This is a genomic window from Streptococcus pasteurianus (assembly GCF_004843545.1).
Classification (GTDB): domain Bacteria; phylum Bacillota; class Bacilli; order Lactobacillales; family Streptococcaceae; genus Streptococcus; species Streptococcus pasteurianus.
Window position 1 is genome coordinate 505,190 of record NZ_CP039457.1, and the last position, 20,284, is coordinate 525,473.

General features: G+C 36.3%; 22 protein-coding genes and 2 pseudogenes. 14 read left to right on the plus strand and 10 right to left on the minus strand.

The features are described from left to right. Positions 1-25 precede the first annotated feature (25 nt). The 3 genes and pseudogenes from E8M05_RS02830 to E8M05_RS02840 form a co-directional block, all read left to right on the plus strand. A complete protein-coding gene (locus E8M05_RS02830) occupies positions 26-1,189 on the plus strand; it encodes a DUF998 domain-containing protein (RefSeq protein WP_003063651.1) in 1,164 nt (387 codons plus the stop codon). A 458-nt stretch (positions 1,190-1,647) separates the two neighbouring features. Continuing rightward, a complete protein-coding gene (locus tag E8M05_RS02835) occupies positions 1,648-1,935 on the plus strand; it encodes a chorismate mutase (protein WP_041972917.1) in 288 nt (95 codons plus the stop codon). A gap of 13 nt (positions 1,936-1,948) precedes the next feature. After that, positions 1,949-2,455: pseudogene (locus E8M05_RS02840) on the plus strand (anthranilate synthase component I); the annotation flags it as partial. 99 nt (positions 2,456-2,554) lie between these two features. Here the strand turns inward: E8M05_RS02840 and E8M05_RS02845 are convergent. From E8M05_RS02845 to E8M05_RS02885, 8 genes are all read right to left on the minus strand, one after another. Beyond that, on the minus strand, positions 2,555-2,707 hold the full coding sequence (locus E8M05_RS02845; RefSeq protein ID WP_003063654.1) for a PspC domain-containing protein: 153 nt from the start codon (positions 2,705-2,707) through the stop codon (positions 2,555-2,557). 30 nt (positions 2,708-2,737) lie between these two features. Next, positions 2,738-3,487: an ABC transporter permease gene (locus tag E8M05_RS02850; protein ID WP_003063655.1), complete on the minus strand. Its 750-nt coding sequence runs from the start codon at positions 3,485-3,487 to the stop codon at positions 2,738-2,740. A 9-nt stretch (positions 3,488-3,496) separates the two neighbouring features. Continuing rightward, the gene (locus E8M05_RS02855; RefSeq protein WP_003063657.1) at positions 3,497-4,231 is read right to left on the minus strand and encodes an ABC transporter permease; all 735 of its coding nucleotides are present in this window, start codon (positions 4,229-4,231) and stop codon (positions 3,497-3,499) included. Continuing rightward, on the minus strand, positions 4,224-5,147 hold the full coding sequence (locus E8M05_RS02860) for an ABC transporter ATP-binding protein (RefSeq protein ID WP_003063658.1): 924 nt from the start codon (positions 5,145-5,147) through the stop codon (positions 4,224-4,226). Before E8M05_RS02860 ends, E8M05_RS02855 begins: the two co-directional genes overlap by 8 nt. Before the next feature lie 151 nt (positions 5,148-5,298). Further along, positions 5,299-6,216, minus strand: coding sequence for a sensor histidine kinase (locus E8M05_RS02865; protein WP_003063660.1), 918 nt, complete (start codon positions 6,214-6,216; stop codon positions 5,299-5,301). 2 nt (positions 6,217-6,218) lie between these two features. After that, a complete protein-coding gene (locus tag E8M05_RS02870; RefSeq protein WP_136596405.1) occupies positions 6,219-6,917 on the minus strand; it encodes a response regulator transcription factor in 699 nt (232 codons plus the stop codon). A 301-nt stretch (positions 6,918-7,218) separates the two neighbouring features. Further along, complete coding sequence (locus tag E8M05_RS02880) at positions 7,219-7,419, minus strand: helix-turn-helix transcriptional regulator (protein ID WP_003063668.1); 201 nt, start codon at positions 7,417-7,419, stop codon at positions 7,219-7,221. A gap of 130 nt (positions 7,420-7,549) precedes the next feature. Beyond that, on the minus strand, positions 7,550-7,831 hold the full coding sequence (locus E8M05_RS02885) for a conjugal transfer protein (RefSeq protein WP_003063669.1): 282 nt from the start codon (positions 7,829-7,831) through the stop codon (positions 7,550-7,552). A 5-nt stretch (positions 7,832-7,836) separates the two neighbouring features. On the opposite strand from E8M05_RS02885, the pseudogene E8M05_RS11420 reads away from it, so the two are divergent. Continuing rightward, positions 7,837-8,106: pseudogene (locus E8M05_RS11420) on the plus strand (MATE family efflux transporter); the annotation flags it as partial. Positions 8,107-8,238: 132 nt separating this feature from the next. Here the strand turns inward: E8M05_RS11420 and E8M05_RS02890 are convergent. Together E8M05_RS02890 and E8M05_RS02895 are read right to left on the minus strand one after the other, a co-directional pair. Then, positions 8,239-9,579 (minus strand): Nramp family divalent metal transporter, encoded by a 1,341-nt coding sequence (locus tag E8M05_RS02890; RefSeq protein ID WP_061100196.1) that lies wholly within the window; start codon positions 9,577-9,579, stop codon positions 8,239-8,241. An 82-nt stretch (positions 9,580-9,661) separates the two neighbouring features. Continuing rightward, the gene (locus E8M05_RS02895) at positions 9,662-10,312 is read right to left on the minus strand and encodes a prepilin peptidase (RefSeq protein WP_058692777.1); all 651 of its coding nucleotides are present in this window, start codon (positions 10,310-10,312) and stop codon (positions 9,662-9,664) included. A gap of 129 nt (positions 10,313-10,441) precedes the next feature. Between E8M05_RS02895 and E8M05_RS02900 the strand changes: the two genes are divergently transcribed. The 10 genes from E8M05_RS02900 (at position 10,442) to E8M05_RS02945 (ending at position 20,152) form a co-directional block, all read left to right on the plus strand. After that, complete coding sequence (locus E8M05_RS02900) at positions 10,442-10,972, plus strand: Dps family protein (RefSeq protein ID WP_013851567.1); 531 nt, start codon at positions 10,442-10,444, stop codon at positions 10,970-10,972. Between the two features lie 170 nt (positions 10,973-11,142). Then, positions 11,143-11,352, plus strand: a complete 210-nt coding sequence (locus tag E8M05_RS02905) for a YqgQ family protein (protein ID WP_012961615.1) — start codon at positions 11,143-11,145, stop codon at positions 11,350-11,352. Beyond that, complete coding sequence (locus E8M05_RS02910) at positions 11,345-12,313, plus strand: ROK family glucokinase (protein WP_013851568.1); 969 nt, start codon at positions 11,345-11,347, stop codon at positions 12,311-12,313. The genes E8M05_RS02905 and E8M05_RS02910 overlap by 8 nt, the downstream gene beginning before the upstream one ends. A 10-nt stretch (positions 12,314-12,323) precedes the next feature. After that, positions 12,324-12,704: a rhodanese-like domain-containing protein gene (locus tag E8M05_RS02915; protein ID WP_003063685.1), complete on the plus strand. Its 381-nt coding sequence runs from the start codon at positions 12,324-12,326 to the stop codon at positions 12,702-12,704. Between the two features lie 14 nt (positions 12,705-12,718). Continuing rightward, positions 12,719-13,765, plus strand: coding sequence for a hypothetical protein (locus E8M05_RS02920; RefSeq protein ID WP_013851569.1), 1,047 nt, complete (start codon positions 12,719-12,721; stop codon positions 13,763-13,765). A 175-nt stretch (positions 13,766-13,940) separates the two neighbouring features. Further along, the gene (gene typA / locus E8M05_RS02925) at positions 13,941-15,785 is read left to right on the plus strand and encodes a translational GTPase TypA (protein ID WP_003063690.1); all 1,845 of its coding nucleotides are present in this window, start codon (positions 13,941-13,943) and stop codon (positions 15,783-15,785) included. Between the two features lie 256 nt (positions 15,786-16,041). Continuing rightward, positions 16,042-16,314 carry a DUF3165 family protein gene (locus E8M05_RS02930; protein WP_003063692.1) on the plus strand — a complete coding sequence of 91 codons (273 nt, stop codon included), beginning with the start codon at positions 16,042-16,044 and terminating at the stop codon, positions 16,312-16,314. Positions 16,315-16,436: 122 nt separating this feature from the next. Further along, a complete protein-coding gene (murD, locus tag E8M05_RS02935) occupies positions 16,437-17,792 on the plus strand; it encodes a UDP-N-acetylmuramoyl-L-alanine--D-glutamate ligase (RefSeq protein ID WP_061100194.1) in 1,356 nt (451 codons plus the stop codon). A gap of 2 nt (positions 17,793-17,794) precedes the next feature. After that, positions 17,795-18,871 carry a UDP-N-acetylglucosamine--N-acetylmuramyl-(pentapeptide) pyrophosphoryl-undecaprenol N-acetylglucosamine transferase gene (locus E8M05_RS02940; RefSeq protein ID WP_061100193.1) on the plus strand — a complete coding sequence of 359 codons (1,077 nt, stop codon included), beginning with the start codon at positions 17,795-17,797 and terminating at the stop codon, positions 18,869-18,871. Then, on the plus strand, positions 18,872-20,152 hold the full coding sequence (locus tag E8M05_RS02945) for a cell division protein FtsQ/DivIB (RefSeq protein ID WP_061100192.1): 1,281 nt from the start codon (positions 18,872-18,874) through the stop codon (positions 20,150-20,152). It begins immediately after the preceding gene. Positions 20,153-20,284: the final 132 nt, after the last annotated feature.

The window sequence follows — 20,284 nt, forward strand, 5'->3', positions numbered from 1 at the left end:
ACATGTTAGATGATATAATGATGATATGAATAAAGAAAGATTACATATTGTTTTAAACAAAGACATTATTGACCAGTTGAATCTTGCTAGTGGACAGGAGCTGGAAGCCGAGTTATACGCTGATAAATTAGTGTTGCAAAGGGAAGAAGAGCCTGAACGGCGTACCCTTTCGAGTTGGGTATTAATTATTGCGACTGTTTTGCTGAGCGTGATCTTTTTTGCCATTAGTTCTATGCAAAATAGGAACCAGATTTTATTGGTTGGCGATTACTCAATTATCACCTTTTTGATTGGCTTTGGTGGGGTGCTTGGAATGGCGATTTTCACCATTACCTTCATTCTCAACCGTCATCTGTTTCTGGGTGGGCTGAAAGCGCGTGTTTTCTGGCGCATGCTTCCTGTCATTATCCTGTCCTTTACGGTTATTTTGTTGCTAGCTTTACTAGGCTTTGGCTGGCTGCTGGAGCAAATTTTTACAGGAGCGTCTTTTGATAAACTAACAGCTACCTTGATTTTAGGTGTTTCGATTTATGCTGTAAGTGCGCTTTGGGGGCAAATAGCAGAGCAGATTAGAGCGAGTTGGTTGACGACAGTATTTACGGTTATTATGATTAGTGGTGTCTTTATCTCCATGGCAACCAATAGCTCATTGCAATGGTGGCACTTTAATCTTAGCTTTTTAGGAACAAAAGAAGCTAAAGACAGTTGGCAATTCAATTTGACCTTAATATTGTCGGCGCTGATTTTAGTTGCCTTAGTTGATTACCTATTTGTTGCTCTCGGTGAAAAATATGGCAGAAATTGGAAATTACGACTGATGCGCGTGATGCTAACTGTGCTAGGGGTTGATTTGGGTGCTGTTGGCTATTTTCCAAATAATGCCAGCTCACATCTTTTGCATACTCGTGTGGCTGGTTACTTGGTTTTTATTATCATTGCCTTGATTATCAGTGTCAAATGGCTTTTGCCAAATGTGACCCGAGATTTTCTGGTAATGTCTTATGTGATTGGCGGCATGTTGGTTGGGCTACAAGTAGCTTTTGAAGTTGTTCATTATTTGTCCTTAACAGCATTTGAAATGAGTGCTTTCTTGTTAGCATTTACGTGGTTGATTAGGCTCATCAATCATTTAGAACGCCTACTTGTCCCAGAAAAGAAAATCATGACTGTTACGCTTGAATCATTTTAATCTTTTTAACATTATCTCTAAGCTTTTAGTCTGAAAATACGGATGACTAGTGGCTTGGAGATATTTTTTCACATTAAAGCTCTTTTAGTGGCAAAAAACATGCATTTTAGTGAGAAATATTGTATTTTTCGGTAAAAATTCAGAAAATTCTTGATAATAAAAACGGTGGGTATAATGTTAATCAATCAGAAAGTAACAAGGAGTTGTTTACAGGGAGCTCGTGGTTGCTGTGAACGGGTAGCAGGTGGTTGTGAAATTGGGCTGATGGTATATTGTTGAAGATAAGAAATAGTTTTCAGGTGAGCACCCCTTATCGTGCAGCTCCTTGCTAGAGGAGATAGAGATGACGGAGTATGATTTTCCGTTAAATTGAGGTGGCACCGCGCTAATAGATTAGACGTCCTCACACAGAAAAAACTTCTGTGTGAGGTTTTTTGTTTAAAAATGGAGGAGAAGTAATGAGAGACTTAGCAGCAGTTCGTCAAGAAATAGATGAGATAGACGAGCACTTAATCACATGTTTAGCTAAACGACAGCGCTTAGTTGAAGAAGCAGGACTCTTAAAACCTAAAAATGACACTCAAGCGGTAAATGCACAAGAACGTGTTGAAGAAGTCATTAGAAATTGTTGCGAGCGTGCACGAGCAGCAAATTTATCTCCTCGCGTTGCAGAAGCTATCTGGCGAACGATGATTGGAGCGTTTATAGCGTTAGAGACAGAAGTAAATAGTCAGTCAAAAAAATAGAAAAGAGTTTTTTATGCGAAAAATTTTAACTGCTGATACTTTAACTCCTATTCTTGCTTATATGCGAGTTCAAGGTGAGCATAAGGTTATTCTTGAATCAATTCCACGAGAAAAAGAAAATGCGCGTTTTTCAATCGTGGCTTATAATCCCGTTTTTGAAATCAAATATGAAAATGGCGAGTTAACCGAAAATGGTCAATTCATTACTGGTGACCCACTTGATTATCTTAATCACGTAACGGTCAAAGGAGAAGCTACTGATCTGCCTTTTGGTGGCGGTGCGATTGGTTTTGTCGGTTATGACATGATTAGCCTTTATGAAAATATCGGAGACATTCCTGAAGATACTATTGGAACGCCAGATATGCATTTCTTTGTTTACGAGTCTTATTTGATTTTTGACCATAAGACAGAAAAAGTTTACGTGGTTGAAGATAATATTTACAGTCATCGTGACAATGATGCGACACGTCAAGCGCTTGGTAAGGTCGTTAAAGATTTGCAAACACAAGCGCCAAACTTTTTATAGATTATGTCTTGTGTTTCCATGATAATTGCTCCTTGTAAAATAATGTGAAATTTAAATTTTAATGAAACACTCTTAATATATATTGCAAATTTAACGTATTTTAACCTCCTTAGGTATAACAATCATAAGAATGATATATGCAATAATGATTTTTGGAAAAACAAAAACCGTTACAGTAAATAGTAATCTTACTATTTTAGCGTCTACATTAAAACACTTTGCTAAACCACCACAAACCCCCAAAAAATTTTCCCTTTTCTTATTCTACATAGTTTATTCATTAGCCGTTTTCCTTTGTCTATGGTTTAAATTTTTTAATAAGATAGCTGAGATACAACCACATAAAATCAATATTCCCAAACTACAAATATAATCCTGAATAGTTGTTTCGTAATACCCCGAAATACCAAATATTGCTGTGATAGGATAAAAAGTTTTCAGGGTATTCGACATACTCATAAATAATCCAGCAAATGAATAGATTTCTGCTAAAAGTAGAGCCAACCAATAACTTTTCTTTAGATATGGCACGATTGCAATAATAGGGGAAACGGCAAAAAATACACCAATGCCTTCTAATAAGTACATTTTTAAAAATTCACTAAACATTGCCATAGATAAATCAGAGAAATGCAAAATAGCTTCTGTTACAAATGTAATCATAAAAAGTAACAAATACACCAGCATACTAAATACCAATGCAACAATCATTTTTGCAGTTGTCAATTTTGTTTCATTTACTGGAATCAAACGTAAAGATTTTAATGTATCGTCTTGTTCCTCACGACAAATCATATAACTCCCCAAAAGAGCAATTACGGCTGGAAGAACGAACATAGTCGCCCAGACTTGTGTAATTGTCATATACCAGCCAGCCATAGCTGTTGTTAACTGTTCTTCAGATACTGTTGTCACCCCGCTTATCAAAACAGTTACAGCGATTAAGATTGTTGAAAAGATAGTAAACATAATAATATTGGAACGGCGGAGTTTTTGAAATTCTGCCCATAAAAGTATTCTCATTTTTCCACCTTACTTTCTCGTGCTTAATTTGATTTTAGCAAGTAAAGTAGAAGCAATTCCCCATACACAAATGCTTAAAAGTGCTAATGGCACATTATTTTGTGGAAGTGACAATCCTAAAATTGCTTCATTTCTTGCAATAATAACGCTGATACAAGATAGTGGGTGTAGACAAGAATTTATCGGTGTGATTAAAAATCCAGCAAATACATAAATCAATGTAATGCAAAGAGGGAAAATATATCCTTTTTGTGAAGAAGATATTGCTAAAATGGGTAGTATTGCAAATGATGTCAAAACAGCAATTTCCAGACACCTTTCCAACAAAAACAAAACACTGCTCCATTCAAATACTACATAGTTCGGAATGACACTAAACAGTACAGAAGCAAATGCTGTAATAAGCATAAAACAAACGGAATAAATCAATACAACGAAAAATTTACTGAAAAAATATCCCATTTTACTTACTGGCACAATCCAAAGTTGTTTTAGCATATCATACCTATTTTCATCATGCATAAGCATTGTGCTAAATAAGCCTAATATAAATGGCAGTATAATGAATAATGTACATCCAAATGCAGACCACTTATAAAATAGTCTAGGATCAATATTTGTCTGTCCCAAATAACCAAAATATAAAAATGCAAAGAATGGCATGACAAAAGCAGATAGTAACATCAACCAAATAAGTTTTTTACGACGCAACTTACAAAATTCAAGTTTAACCAGCTTAAGCAATACCCTCACCCCCTGTAATCTTTTTGAAATAATCTTCTAAGGTATCATTACAAAGTCCAGAACTGATAACTGTTATATCTTCCATAACAAGAGCTTTATTAACTTCTCCCATATTCAATGTCGTGTCATAAATTTGCACCGTCTGTTCATCTTGAACTGAATAATCTTTCACATGAAATTGACGTTCTAATATCAGTATTGTTTTTGGAATGTCCGAAACTTGCAACGAAATATATTTCCTATTTCGCTTTTCTAACTCACTCATACTGCTTTCTTCTAAGAGAACACCTTTATCAATAATTCCTATGTCATCTGCAAGTACTGCTATTTCAGAAAGAATATGAGAAGAAATTAAAATTGTTTTTCCGTGTTCTACACTGAGCTTCTTTATGAAATCTCGTACTTCTGCAATTCCAATAGGGTCAAGCCCATTTGTTGGCTCGTCCAAAATTAACAATTCAGGGTCATGTAATATCGCATTTGCAATACCTAAACGTTGTTTCATACCAAGAGAGTATTTTGCAAATGTCTTTTTGTCTTTATAGGGCAGACCTACAACTTCTAATGCGTGTTTAACAGCATTAGGCGAAGCTGTTCCTCGTAATTTAGCAAAGATTTCTAAATTTTCTGTTCCAGTCAAATTGGGATAAAACCCCGGTGTTTCTATAATTGCACCAATTCGGGAATATATCCTTTTCTCATTTCCGTCTATATTTTTTCCAAAAACTTCTACATTTCCAGAAGTAGTTGTTGTCAATCCTAATATCATTTTCATTATGGTTGTTTTCCCAGCTCCGTTACGTCCCAGCAAGCCATAAATCCTACCTTTCTTTACAGTAAGATTAACCTTATTTACTACGGTTTGTTTTCCGTACTTTTTGGTTAATTGCTTTGTCTTTATCACAGTATCACTCATACAAATTTCCTCACTTTCTATTTACTGTTCTATCTAAGTGGCAATTTATTAGAATTACCACTTACACCTAAATTATAGTATATGAACCTTGCCAAAACCTTGCCGTAACCTTGTTTTTATCTTGCTTTCACAAAAAGAAAGCTCTGCATTTTTACAGAGCTTTTGGAAATGATAGGATAAATTCTGTTCCATGATTTAGAATACTATTTGCAGTAATTGTCCCTTTATGTGCGTTGAAAAGTTCCTTTGTAATTGCCAATCCTAGACCATTTCCTTTGGTAGAGCGAGAATTATCGCATTGATACAACCTTTCAAATATATGTGGCAATTTATCAGAAGCAATTCCTTTTCCATTATCTGTTATAATAACTTTAATTCGTTGCTGATCTTTCAGAACTCGCAACATCATTTTGTTTCCCTCACTATGAACAATTATATTTTGTAAAAGATTGTTGATAATACGAGTGTATGCGTTTATATCAATTCGCACTTGATATTCTTCTTCTGGTATCTCAACCTTATATTCAAAATGACTATTTTCCAATATTAAAATCCAATCAGTCATAATATTACGAGTCAATTCATTCAAATCTAAAATTTCAAAATGAAAAATCTGCTCCCCAGAGTCTAATTTTACCCATTCAAATAAGTGTTCTACAAAATGTTTAAGATGTTGTGCCTTTTCAGACGCAACATGAATATATTCGTCTTTTTCTTTGCCGATTACAATGTGACTTTCAACAGCTTCTAAATAACCGACTAAAGAAGCAAGTGGAGTTTTTACATCATGTGAAAGGCTTGTCATTAGTCGTTTGTACGCTTGCTCCGATTGCTTTTGATGAATGAGCTGTGATTGATTATTGATTGCTATTTGATTTATATCATAACAAATCTGTTTAGTTATATCGTTTTCTTGTACTAGAATACGTCTGTTAAGGTTACCAGATTTTATGTCAACAAGCACTTCTTTGATAAAAGAAATTTGCTCGTTAATATGATAAAGTTTATAAACAAGACAAGCGATTATTACAAGTGCTAAAACAAAGGCAATAAGCAGATAAGTATTCATAATTAAGCCTCCTTGTTAAAGCGGTAGCCAACCCCTCGTATCGTCAAAATATAAAAGGGGTGTTCTGGGTCTGCTTCAATCTTTTTCCTTAATTTGCTGATGAAAGACATTATATTGTTATCATCAAAAGCATAGTCGTCTTTCCATACTTGTGTATAAATCTGCTTTTTTGTAAATATTCGTCCCTTGTTAGAAGCAAGAAATGTAAGTAAATCAAATTCCTTGCTTGTAAGTTCAACAGAAATATTATTAACTAAAACAGTACGATTCACTTTATCAATTTTCATGCCTTTTAAAGTTATACAATCTTCTTCTGCAAATGTAGGATTTAAAGTCGTGTAACGTCGAATAAGTGAATTGACACGAGCCATAAGTTCCTTAATACTAAAAGGCTTTGTCAAATAATCGTCTGCTCCTAGACGCAGTCCAAAAACCTTATCGTCCTCACCACTTTTTGCTGTGAGTATTAGAACGGGAATATTACTTGTTTCCCTAATTTTTTCTAAAACTTGAAACTCGTCTATATCAGGCATCATTACATCTAAAATAACAAGAGAAAATAAATTTTTATTTTCATCTATCAAACGTAAACCCTCTGTACCACCATTTGCCACCAAAGCTGACATTTCTTCTTGCTCTATACATTTTTTCATTAACGCACATAATTCTTTATCATCGTCTATAATCAAAACACTTCCCATGTTATAACTCCTCTTTGCATAGATTTTATCATAGCTTAATTTTCGTTAAAGTTTTTCAACATTAAACTTTTGTCCTTTTTGTAATTTTATAAATATATTTTTCTGGTGTAGGGCGTTTATTTCCAAAATACTTTTTGAAATTTGCCTACACTTCTGGGTCGGTACTATTCATAGCTTCATCAATCATCGCTTCAATATCAGATCGTACATCAGCCAATGAAACACCGCCAGCCTTTGCACCTGCTTTCAAGGCTTTTTTAATATCTCGTTTTTTAGTGCTAACATGGTATCACTCCTAAATTCAATCGTCTATTACTGTGAAAACTTCTTCAATCGTTACATGAAACGTCTTTGCAATATTCCAAGCCAATACGAGAGAGGGATTGTATCGTCCTTTTTCAAGATTACCAATCGTTTCTCGTCGAACACCGACTGCTTTTGCTAAGTCGTCTTGTTTCATATCATATCTTGCCCTAAATTCTTTAATTCTGTTCTTAATCATTGTCCACCTCAAAATGCGGTATATTTCCAACATTACGATAAAAATATACCGCGCAAAAGAAAATAAGTCAATAAATGAATGGTTTGATTAACCTACAATCTTCCAGTTACTATCCTTATGAAGTATCAATTCATATTGTGAAATCTGTTCTGCTTTTGTCAGGTTGTCTAAATATTTCACGGATACGTTCACTTTGATATTCTCGCTGCACCGGTTCCATCACATTTTCTCCCACATAATAGGCAAGTTCTTTCTCTGTTGCGGTTGGATATAACTTAAAGAACGTTTCTAAAAATGCGGTAGTGTCGCTAACTGTATCAGCGTCCACCTGACTGTCATTTTCTACTGCCTTGGGCTCATAGTCTGATGTTTCCATCATAGGCGCTAGGGTTGGATTTTGTACGATAATCATATCAAAATATCATACCTATGACTTTATATACAATGATGATAATGGGGGCAACTCCGTTGTATGAGTCATCAAAAATGACTTTACAAAGCTTAGATGATGAAAAATGGGTCTTAAAAATAACAAGTCTTATTAATGTTTCAAGTGTGTTGGTATTGCTAGTAATACAATTATTAGGTATTCAGACCTACTATACACTTTACTTTGTTTATGGGCTAAGCTTATTAATTCTTAGTTATAGTTTTATTAAGAGACGTCAGACTAGAGATAACTTGTAACTTAGGAGTTGGTTTTTTAGAATTTTTTAAGATTCTGTAATCCATATATTTTATACATTGTAACTTAAGTTTTGAGTAAAAAAACGAACAATCTTAGAATTCTAAGATTGTTCGTTTTTTATTTAATTTTATTTAGAACAAATCAATGATGAGTTTTAAATTGAGCAGTGTTAATACAATAGCGACGAGATAGCCGAGAATAGTGTTCCATTTGGCATTGACAAATTCTCCCATAAGTTTGCGGTTTGATGTGAAATAAACCAATGGAAAGATTGAAAATGGCAAAGCTACCGATAGAAAAACTTGTGAGTAAACAATGAGTTGGTCAAGGACGCTTTCGCGACTACCATAGAGCATAGCCACAATCATAACGGGAGCAAGAGCAGCCAAACGCGTCACCAAACGGATAATCCATTGTGGTAAATGGAGTTTCAAAAAGCCTTCCATGACAATTTGTCCAGTTAGTGTGCCTGTAATGGTTGAATTTTGCCCACTAGCAAGCAAAGCGATAGCAAATAAAGTTGATAGAGCAGCACTAGCAACACTACCTGCAATTTCAGAATTTTGAAGAGCGTCATACATTTGTGAAAATGCGTCGATTTCACTAGCATGTCCATAAAAGAGCGAAGCTCCTAGAATGAGCAATAGGGAATTAACCACAAAAGCAAGCGAGAGTTGAATATTGGAATCCCAAGTCATGAAACGCACAGCTTGTTTAATGGAATTTTGACTCTTATAATTAACTTTTCGAGTTTGTGAGATAGAAGAGTGGAGATAAAGATTATGTGGCATAACCGTCGCCCCAATAATCCCCAAAGCTAATGTCAATTTACTATTAACGCCACTTTGTTTTAAATCTAAAATCGACGCATTAGGGAGATAACCATGCAAAATTCCTGAAAGACTTGGCTTTGATAAGATGACCAAGTAAAGGAAAATAATCAAAATCGTTGCAATCAAGGTCGATACGATAGCCTCAATTTTACGGAATCCCAATTTCATCAAAGATAAGAGAATAAAGACATCTAAAATCGTGATGAAAATCGAGAATAACAAAGACCAACCAAAAAGTAAATGAAGAGCGATTCCAGAACCAATGACTTCAGCCAAATCTGTCGCCATTAATGCTAATTCAATCACAATAAAAAGTAAGTAACGGAGTTTCTTTGGCAAATGCGCAGCTGTTGCCTGAGCCAAATCCAATCTGGTCACGATACCTAATTTCCCGGCCATTTGCTGTAATTGCATCGCAATCAAAGATGAGACAAGGATAACAGACAAAAGCAGGTATTTATAAGTTGCTCCGCCGACAACGCTGGTAATCCAGTTACCAGGGTCCATATAGCCAACGGCCACCAGAGCTCCTGGTCCAATAAAAGCTCTAAGGGTACGCCAAAATGAGGCATTTTTTGGGACAGCAATACTTTGATTAACTTCACTGAGTGATTTTTGGTAATGTGTAGAAGTTTCCAAGGCACTACCTCTTTTCTAAATCTCTTATTAATGCCTATTATAGCAGAAAATTTTAAAAAATAAATCATGTTTAATTAAAAAATTAATCATGGTTAAAAATGAATGAAATCAGGTATCCTAAAAACAAAAATGGCACAAAGGGAATTCGTTTATTTGTCTGGAAAAAGTAGTAAATAATACCTGAAAGAGAGCCAAGTTCGATAATCCATAAAATGGTTTGAACGTCAAGAAGCAGACTCAAACTGGCAAGGTAGAAAAAATCACCGCTACCGATTTTCAAATCAATCAGCTCTGCCATTATCCCAAAAGCCAAAAGAATAATAGCTAGCGCATTAATCGGCGTGACAAAAAGCAAAAAAATACTTGGAAGGAGCCAAACCAACAGTGGAAACTCTTGACGTTTCAAGTCATAAAGACTAAGCGTTGTGCTAAAAAACAAGATAAAAACTTGGTCGAGTGAGAGAAGTGCGCAATAGTAAAGTACGACAATGACCCCAAAATAAAGTTCTAACAGTCCATACCAGAAAGGAATTTTGGTGTGGCAAAAACGACAACGTGAATGATTTATCAGTTGAGAAAAAATAGGAATCAAATCACGAATGGCAAGTTGTTTTCCACAAGAATCACAGTGACTGGCAGGAAAAATGATTGATTTTTCAGGAAATCGATCAACGATTAAACTGAGAAAAGAAGCAATAGAAGCCCCTAGAAAAAAGAATAATAAAATGTCCATACTAGTTTATTCGAAAAATAATTAAAAAAGTGAGCATATTATTTGCTCTTTATTTAGAATTATTCTAAAATAGGATTGTAACGTAAAGGATAAGAAATCCTAAAATGTCATTTGACGAGGAGGTTTACTATGACTCAAACAATCACTGAAAACATTTACGCATCTGTAACACATAATATTTCACAAAAATCAACTGCTAAAAATGCCAAAACAAAAGCCGTTCTTAACCAAGCGGTTGCTGATTTGTCAAAAGCTGCCTCAATTGTTCACCAAGTTCATTGGTACATGCGTGGAGCAGGCTTCTATTATCTGCATCCAAAAATGGACGAATTGATGGATGGTCTTAACGCTTCATTGGACGAAATGAGCGAACGTTTGATTACAATCGGTGGTGCTCCATATTCAACATTGAAAGAATTTGATGAAAATTCTAAGTTAGATGAAACAACTGGTTCATTTGACAAAACAATGGACGAACATTTGGCACGTTTGGTTGACGTTTATACTTATTTGTCAGCACTTTACCAAGTTGGGCTTGATGTTACTGACGAAGAAGGTGACGCACCTTCTAACGATATTTTCACAGCTGCCCAAGCAGACGCTGAAAAGACAATCTGGATGCTTCAAGCCGAACGCGGACAAGCACCAGGAATCAAATAATTTTCAAAATAGATAAAAAAACGTCCACTGGACGTTTTTTCACTCGCCTAGAAACAAGAAAGCAGGTCGCATGACCTGCTTTTAGTTTATGTTGAAAGTATATGAGAAACAGAGAAACCGATTGCATATTCTTATTGAAAATGCTTGCTTTTTTTGATAAAATGCTTCATATGAAAACATTATATGATGTGCAACAATTGTTGAAACGATTTGGTATTTATGTCTATATTGGTAAGCGTCTCTATGATATTGAAGTCATGAAACTAGAATTAGAAAAATTGTATGAAAATGGGTTGATTGACAAGACAGATTACCTGACGGCTGAATTGATTTTGCGACGTGAGCACCGTTTAGAAATGGAGAAAGAAAATAATGACTAAAAAACTTTTGGGGATTGACCTTGGTGGGACAACGATTAAATTCGGTATCCTAACACTTGAGGGAGAAGTACAAGAAAAATGGGCAATTGATACTAATATCCTTGAAGATGGTAAACACATTGTCCCTGATATTGTTGGATCAATCAAACACCGTTTGAATCTTTACGGTTTGACAAAAGATGATTTTGTAGGTATCGGTATGGGGTCTCCAGGTGCTGTTGACCGCGCTAAAAAAACAGTTACAGGTGCTTTCAACTTGAACTGGGCACACACTGAAGAAGTCGGTTCAGTTATCGAACGTGAACTTGGCATTCCATTTGCTATTGATAACGATGCAAATGTAGCTGCACTTGGTGAACGTTGGACAGGTGCTGGCGCAAACAATCCAGATGTTGTTTTTGTAACACTTGGAACTGGTGTTGGTGGCGGTGTTATCGCTGACGGTAACCTTATCCATGGTGTCGCTGGTGCTGGTGGAGAAATTGGTCACATGAATGTTGAGCCAGTTGATGGATTTGAATGTACTTGTGGTAACAAGGGTTGCCTAGAAACAGTTGCTTCAGCGACAGGTGTTGTGCGTGTGGCTCGTCATTTGGCTGAAGAATATGAAGGTGATTCAAGCATCAAAGCTGCCATTGATAATGGTGATGCGGTGACAAGTAAAGACATCTTTGTCGCTGCTGAAGCGGGTGACCATTTTGCCGATTCAGTTGTTGAAAAAGTTGGTTTCTATCTTGGTCAAGCAACAGCAAATATCGCAAACATCTTAAACCCAGACTCAGTTGTTATCGGTGGTGGTGTTTCAGCTGCAGGCGAATTCTTGCGTAGTCGCGTTGAAAAATATTTTGTCAGCTACGCTTTCCCACAAGTGCGCAAAACAACAAAAATCAAAATTGCCGAACTTGGAAATGATGCTGGTATCATTGGTGCAGCAAGTCTTGCAAGTCAATTTGTAGATTAAGGGGCGCAAAATGAACTGGATTATCGTTTTAGTTATTTTAGTTGCTATCGTTGCTTGGATGGCTTGGACTTATTTTAGTCTCCGCCGTGCAGCAAAATTTATTGATAATGCTGAGTTTGAAAGCATGATTCACACAAGTCAATTGATTGATGTGCGTGAGGCTGGTGCTTTCAAAACAAAACATATCATGGGAGCTCGTAATCTTCCAGCTAGTCAAATTCAACTCTCAATGTCTGCTATTCGTAAAGATAAACCTGTTCTTTTATACGATAGTAGTAGAAGTTCAGCACTTCCACGTGTTATTAGAACACTTAAAAAAGCAGGCTACACTAACCTTTATGTTCTTAAAGACGGCTTTGACTACTGGACAGGAAAAGTTAAAGAAAGTTAATCATTTACCAATATATGGAATTTGAAAAAGAAAATTTAAAGAGAAAAAACGATGAGAGTAAGGATGCCCTGAAATCGAAATACCTCAAAAATCAGATTTTTCAATTGGATTTGGAATTAAGTCAAGTAACAGACGAAGATGAGAAAAAGAGACTTGAAGCGTTACGCAATGTTTACATCGAAAAATTGCAAGAAAACAAGAAACGTCGTTTAATCAGGATCCTTTTAATCAGTCCATTGGTTTTCTTGACTCTGATTATTTTGTATCTCGTCACAGCTTTCAATCGAGAAACAACCGCCAATAATAAGGCGGAATGGTCGCCATCTACAACGGCTACGTCAACAAGTACATCTAGTTCTTCAAGTTCATCAAGCACGAGCGAGACCAAGACCTCTTCAACGATAAAACAAGGTGTCCCTGCGGAGCTTGTTGGAAATTGGAAAACAGCTGATTTTGACGGAGTTATTCTGACAATCAGTGAAGATGGCACAATGACTAAAAATCAGTCTAATTATATCGTTACAGAGCGTGTTTCTGGTTATGAAGAAGTGGCGCAAGGTGTTTATCGTTTTTATCCTGCTGATGGAAGTGATAGTGAAGCCATCGGGGCACTTATTTTTGGTGGTATCGGTGGTAGTTACCAAACAACACCAAAATTTGCTTCGGGAATTTATGCTAAAAATGGCTATATTTATCCACAATTCTGGACAACAACCTCTAGCAAATTCACTTATTCGCTAAACACTAATCTCAAATTAGTACCAACCGACCAAGCAGCTGTTACTGATACCATTGATACTAAAAATTTAACAACTGAGCAAGTGGAGTCTTGGGTTCTTGCCATTTATGCTTCGCAAAATCAATTATCTGATGAAGATAAAGATGATTATTTTGTAAATGTCAAAGCATATGATGACAATTTGGTTTATGCTAGTGTCCGAACAAACAGCGATTCAAAAATACGTTTAGCCTTATATCGTGTTAATGCAGACGGCTATCTTGAACAAGGAACACTTGAATCGACCAATTGGAGCGTTGTCAGTACTGCTTATGTCGAATAAGATGAGGCTAAAATATCTATAGTATATAAAAAGATGGGACATAGTTCCCATCTTTTTATATACTATAGAAGCTAAATCCGTGTCTGAAAACATTTACACTTGTTTTATCGCTGTTTTTTCATAGGATTTGTGGTATAATTCAAAAGTTAGAATAAATTTAAAAAATCGAGGAATCATGACTAAATTAAGAGAAGATATTCGTAACGTGGCGATTATCGCCCACGTTGACCACGGGAAAACAACCCTTGTTGATGAATTATTGAAACAATCACACACACTTGACGAACGTAAAGAATTGCAAGAACGTGCAATGGACTCAAACGATCTTGAAAAAGAACGTGGTATTACAATCCTTGCTAAAAATACTGCAGTTGCTTACAACGGTGTTCGTATCAATATCATGGACACACCAGGACACGCGGACTTCGGTGGAGAAGTTGAACGTATCATGAAAATGGTTGACGGTGTTGTGCTTGTTGTCGATGCTTACGAAGGAACTATGCCTCAAACACGTTTCGTGTTGAAAAAAGCTCTTGAACAAAACTTAACACCAATCGTTGTTGTTAACAAAATTGATAAACCATCAGCTCGCCCAGCAGAAGTCGTTGATGAAGTTCTTGAACTCTTCATCGAACTTGGTGCTGACGATGACCAATTAGAATTCCCAGTTGTTTATGCATCAGCTATCAACGGTACATCATCACTTTCAGATGACCCAGCTGACCAAGAACACACAATGGCTCCAGTCTTTGACACTATCATTGACCACATTCCAGCGCCAGTTGATAACTCAGAAGAACCACTTCAATTTCAAGTGTCACTTCTTGATTACAATGATTTCGTTGGACGTATCGGTATCGGACGTATTTTCCGCGGTATTGTTAAAGTTGGTGACCAAGTTACTCTTTCAAAACTTGACGGTACAACTAAAAACTTCCGTGTTACTAAACTGTTTGGTTTCTTCGGACTTGAACGTCGTGAAATCCAAGAAGCAAAAGCTGGTGATTTGATTGCTATCTCTGGTATGGAAGACATCTTTGTTGGTGAAACAATTACTCCAACAGATTGCGTTGAACCACTTCCAATTCTTCACATTGACGAACCAACACTTCAAATGACATTCTTGGCAAATAACTCACCATTTGCAGGTCGTGAAGGTAAATTCGTTACATCTCGTAAAGTTGAAGAACGCTTGCTTGCTGAATTACAAACTGACGTGTCACTTCGTGTTGAAGCAACTGATTCACCAGATAAATGGACTGTATCAGGTCGTGGTGAATTGCACTTGTCTATCCTTATCGAAACAATGCGTCGTGAAGGATATGAACTTCAAGTATCACGTCCAGAAGTTATTATCAAAGAGATTGACGGCGTGAAATGCGAACCATTCGAACGTGTTCAAATCGATACACCAGAAGAATATCAAGGTTCAGTTATCCAATCATTATCAGAACGTAAAGGTGAAATGCTTGATATGCAATCAACTGGTAATGGTCAAACACGTCTTGTATTCTTGGCACCAGCACGTGGACTTATCGGATACCCAACTGAATTCCTTTCAATGACTCACGGTTACGGTATCATGAACCACACATTCGACCAATACTTGCCAGTTATCAATGCAGAAATTGGTGGACGTCGTCGTGGTGCTCTTGTATCTATTGATACTGGTAAAGCAACAACATACTCAATCATGTCTGTTGAAGAACGCGGTACAATCTTCGTTAACCCAGGTACTGAAGTTTACGAAGGAATGATTATCGGTGAAAACTCACGTGAAAACGACTTGACAGTTAATATCACTAAAGCTAAACAAATGACTAACGTCCGTTCAGCTACGAAAGACCAAACTGCTGTTATCAAAACACCACGTATCTTGACGCTTGAAGAATCACTTGAATTCTTGAATGATGACGAATACATGGAAGTAACACCAGAATCAATCCGCTTGCGTAAACAAATCCTTGACAAAAACTTGCGCGCTAAAGCAGCTAAGAAGAAAAAATCTGCAGAGGAGTAAAACAGTCCAGAGGACTGTTTTAGGTCTGAGCCTAAAAATAAAAAAGCGAGGAAATCTGTTAGATTAAATCAAGTCTTCGCCTAAAAATAAGTAAGCGAAGAAGTTCAGAGGACTGTTTTAGGTCTGATCCTAAAAATAAAAAAGGCGAGGAAGCTGTTAGGTTAAATCAAAGTTTCGCTTAAAAATGAGAGAACAAAGCGACTGGTAAAAACAGCTTAAAACTGATAAATTGAGTTGTAAAGGAAAGGAGTTATGAATGTTTTATTTAATCGTTGCTATTTTGATTGTTTCGTATTATTTTTTCATGGCTCCAAAAACAATTCGCAGCACTTTAAATATGATTGGTATGGTGGGAGCAGTAGCTTTATTGCTCGTTTTGGCAGCTATGAGTTTTGTCAAAATTATGCAATCACCACCAGAAATCTTTCTTGGACTTGCTATGGTTGCATTAGGATTCTTCGCCATAAGAGATGTCTATCGCTTACCGTCTAAGAAAGATGAAAAAAAGCATTATAGCAAGAAAAGCTGAGGGATACTCAGCTTTTTTCGTATCTTGGTCAGCTTTGTGGTGGGAAATGTCGTAAAATATTGAAAAACACCTTAAATAAATGTAGAATATTATTATACTTGCAATGTTAGAATGGATGTATGATGAAAACAATTAAAACATTTGAAAATAAAAAAGTTTTGGTACTTGGTTTGGCAAAATCTGGTGAAGCCGCAGCACGACTTCTTGAAAAATTGGGCGCTATCGTTACTGTCAATGATGGTAAAACATTTGATGAAAATCCTGCTGCACAGTCACTGCTTGAAGAAGGAATCAAAGTTATCTGTGGTAGCCACCCGTTGGAACTTTTGGATGAAAATTTTGAATTAATGGTTAAAAACCCAGGTATTCGATACGATAATCCAATGGTAGCACGTGCTATCGAAAAAAATATTCCAGTTATCACAGAAGTTGAGCTAGCTTACATGATTTCAGATGCCCCAATCATTGGGATTACTGGTTCAAATGGTAAAACAACGACAACAACTATGATTGCTGAAACACTTAATAACGGTGGTAAATCTGGGCTTCTTTCAGGAAATATCGGTTTTCCTGCTTCAGAAGTTGCGCAAACAGCAACAGATAAAGACATTTTGGTTATGGAATTGTCTTCTTTCCAATTAATGGGAACAGATACTTTCCACCCACATATCGCTATTATTACTAACCTTATGCCAACTCACATTGACTATCATGGAACTTTTGAAGAGTATGTTGCAGCAAAATGGAACATTCAAAAGAATATGACTGCTGATGATTTCGTCGTGCTTAATTTCAATCAAGATTTGGCAAAAGAATTAGCACAAAAAACAGCTGCCCAAGTCGTTCCATTTTCTACAACTGAAAAAGTTGACGGTGCTTACTTAGACGGTGATACGTTGTATTTCAAAGGTGAAGCTATCATGAAAGCTTCAGAAATCGGTGTGCCAGGTAGCCATAATGTAGAAAATGCTTTGGCAACTATTGCCGCAGCAAAATTATCAGGAATCGCAAATGATGCTATCAAAGAAACCTTGACTCATTTTGGTGGCGTAAAACATCGTCTTCAAGCACTTGGTGAGATTAATGGTGTTAAATTCTACAACGATTCAAAATCAACTAATATTTTAGCAACTCAAAAAGCCCTTTCAGGCTTTGATAATTCAAAAGTGATTTTAATCGCTGGTGGTCTTGACCGTGGAAATGAATTTGACGAACTTGTTCCAGATATTACTGGGGTTAAATTAATAGTTATCCTTGGTGAATCAGCTCCGCGTGTCAAACGTGCAGCTGACAAAGCAAATGTTCCATATGTTGATGCCAAAGACGTTGCAGACGCTGCTCGCATTGCTTATGACAAAGCTGAAGCTGGTGATGTTGTTCTCTTAAGCCCTGCTAATGCTAGCTGGGATATGTATAAGAGCTTTGAAGTTCGTGGTGACGAATTTATTGCAACCTTTGAAGCAATTAAAGGAGAATAAACATGGCTAAGAAAATTGTCTTTACTGGCGGTGGAACCGTTGGTCATGTAACGTTGAATCTTATTCTTATCCCAAAATTTATCAAAGACGGTTGGGAAGTTCATTACATTGGTGACAAAAATGGCATTGAGCATGAACAAATCACCAAATCAGGTCTTGATGTGACTTTCCATTCCATTGCAACAGGAAAATTAAGACGTTATTTCTCATGGCAAAACATGCTTGATGTTTTCAAAGTATCATTTGGAATTCTACAATCGTTGGCAATCATTGCTAAAATTCGACCACAAGCCCTCTTTTCAAAAGGAGGATTTGTGTCAGTTCCACCAGTCATTGCTGCTAAGACGTTAGGCGTTCCTGTATTTGTTCATGAATCTGATTTGTCTATGGGCTTGGCAAATAAAATCGCCTATAAATTTGCGACAACAATGTACACAACTTTTGAACAAGCTGAAGGCTTAGCAAAAGCAAAACATGTTGGAGCGATTACAAAAGTCGGCAGTAAAGTTGACTATGATGACAGTAAAATTGAAGAGATAAAAAATCATTTTGACCCTAATTTGAAAACACTTTTGTTTATTGGTGGTTCTGCTGGGGCACGTGTTTTTAATGATTTCATTACTAATACTCCTGAATTAATCGAGCATTTCAATGTTATCAACATTTCAGGGGATAAACGTTTGAATGGTTTAAGTCAAAACCTCTATCGTGTTGACTACGTCACAGACCTTTATCAACCTTTGATGGATATGGCTGATGTGGTTGTGACGCGAGGTGGTTCAAATACTATCTTTGAATTGGTTGCAATGCACAAATTGCACTTGATTGTTCCTCTTGGAAAAGAAGCCAGTCGTGGTGACCAATTAGAAAATGCAGCTTATTTTGAGAAAAAAGGCTATGCTCGTCAGCTTGCTGAAGAAAAATTAACCTTTACTAATCTTGAAGAAAAATTAGCTCAACTTTTTGCTCATGAAGATAGTTATCAAACAGCAATGGCGACTTCAAACGAAATCAAATCACAGGATGAATTTTATCATCTCATCACGCAGGACATCTCTAAAACCGCAAAAGGAATGTAAATGACAAAAGAGAAAGAGCAAGATAAAAAAGAATCTAAAACTCAAAATGACGAAAAGCTTGCGCTGACAGAATGGCAAAAACGCAATATTGAATTTCTTAAGAAAAAAGAAGCTGAAGAAGCTGAGAAAAAGAAACGTCAAGAAAAATTACGTTTAGAACGCACGCCGCATGCTAAAAAAGAAGCTGACGATGAGGAAGAAAAAGACTCCCAGTCTGAAAAGAAAGCTGACAAAGCAACAACCAACGGTGATGCTGACGAACAAGAACTCGTTTTAAAAAAAGAGAAAAAACAAAAAGCAAAACAAGCTAAAAAAGCCAGAAAAGAAAAAAAGAAAAAAGAGCAAACGGAACTGACGCCTCTTCAAAAAGCAAGACGTCGTGCTTATCCTGTTCTTATTGTTGCTGGTGCAGTTTTGCTAATATCGCTCTTTTTGGTAACGCCTCTTAGCAAGCAAAAAACAGTCACAGTTTCGGGAACATCAACAACAACGTCTGATGCTGTTTTGACTGCGTCAGGCATAAAAAGCTCAGATTATTTCTTCTCGCTGATTTTTAACCATTCAGCGTATGAAAAAAGCATTTTGAAAAACGATAAAATGATCAAAGAAGCTAAAATCATTTATCATTTTCCGAATAAATTCACGATAAAAGTGAAAGAATATGATATTGTGGCTTATGCTCAGACGGATGATGGCTACCAACCAATTCTTGAAAACGGAACTCGCCTTGATGTTGTTGGAGCGTCTGAATTGCCTGATACTTTCCTGACTATCAATCTTTCTTCTGAAAGTGATATTCAAAAATTGATAAAAGCTTTTTCAAAATTGGATAAAGATTTAGTTAGTCAAATTCAAATTGTTAGCTCTGTGAATTCTTCGACGACAGCTGATTTACTTCTTTTGGAAATGCATGATGGCAATACCGTTCGTGTACCATTGTCAGAAATTGTTGAGAAATTACCTTACTACATGAAAATTAAGGGAAATCTGACAGAAACCAGCATTGTTGATATGGAAGTCGGTATTTATACAACGACAGAAACTATTGAGTCCGAAGCTGCCGCTGAAAAAGAAAGTTCTAGCTCAGAATCAAGTGGTGAAAATACAGATTCTAGTGATACCGAATCAACAACAGAATCTAGTGAGGAAACTCAGACAGAATCAAGTGATACAGAAGTATCAACAGAAACATTTGCAGTAGATGGTGCCAGCGATAATAATTCTACTACAGAGGAAAATCCGAATAATATAACGTCTGGTATGCAGGTTGATCAACAATAAAATTAAGTTTCTATAACAAAAAACGTAAAATGATAACATTTTACGTTTTTTTATGATATAATATTTTCTGAATAATTCTGATTTTATACAGATTTTAGAATAGTAAATGATTGGAAAGATAGTGAGGTCGAG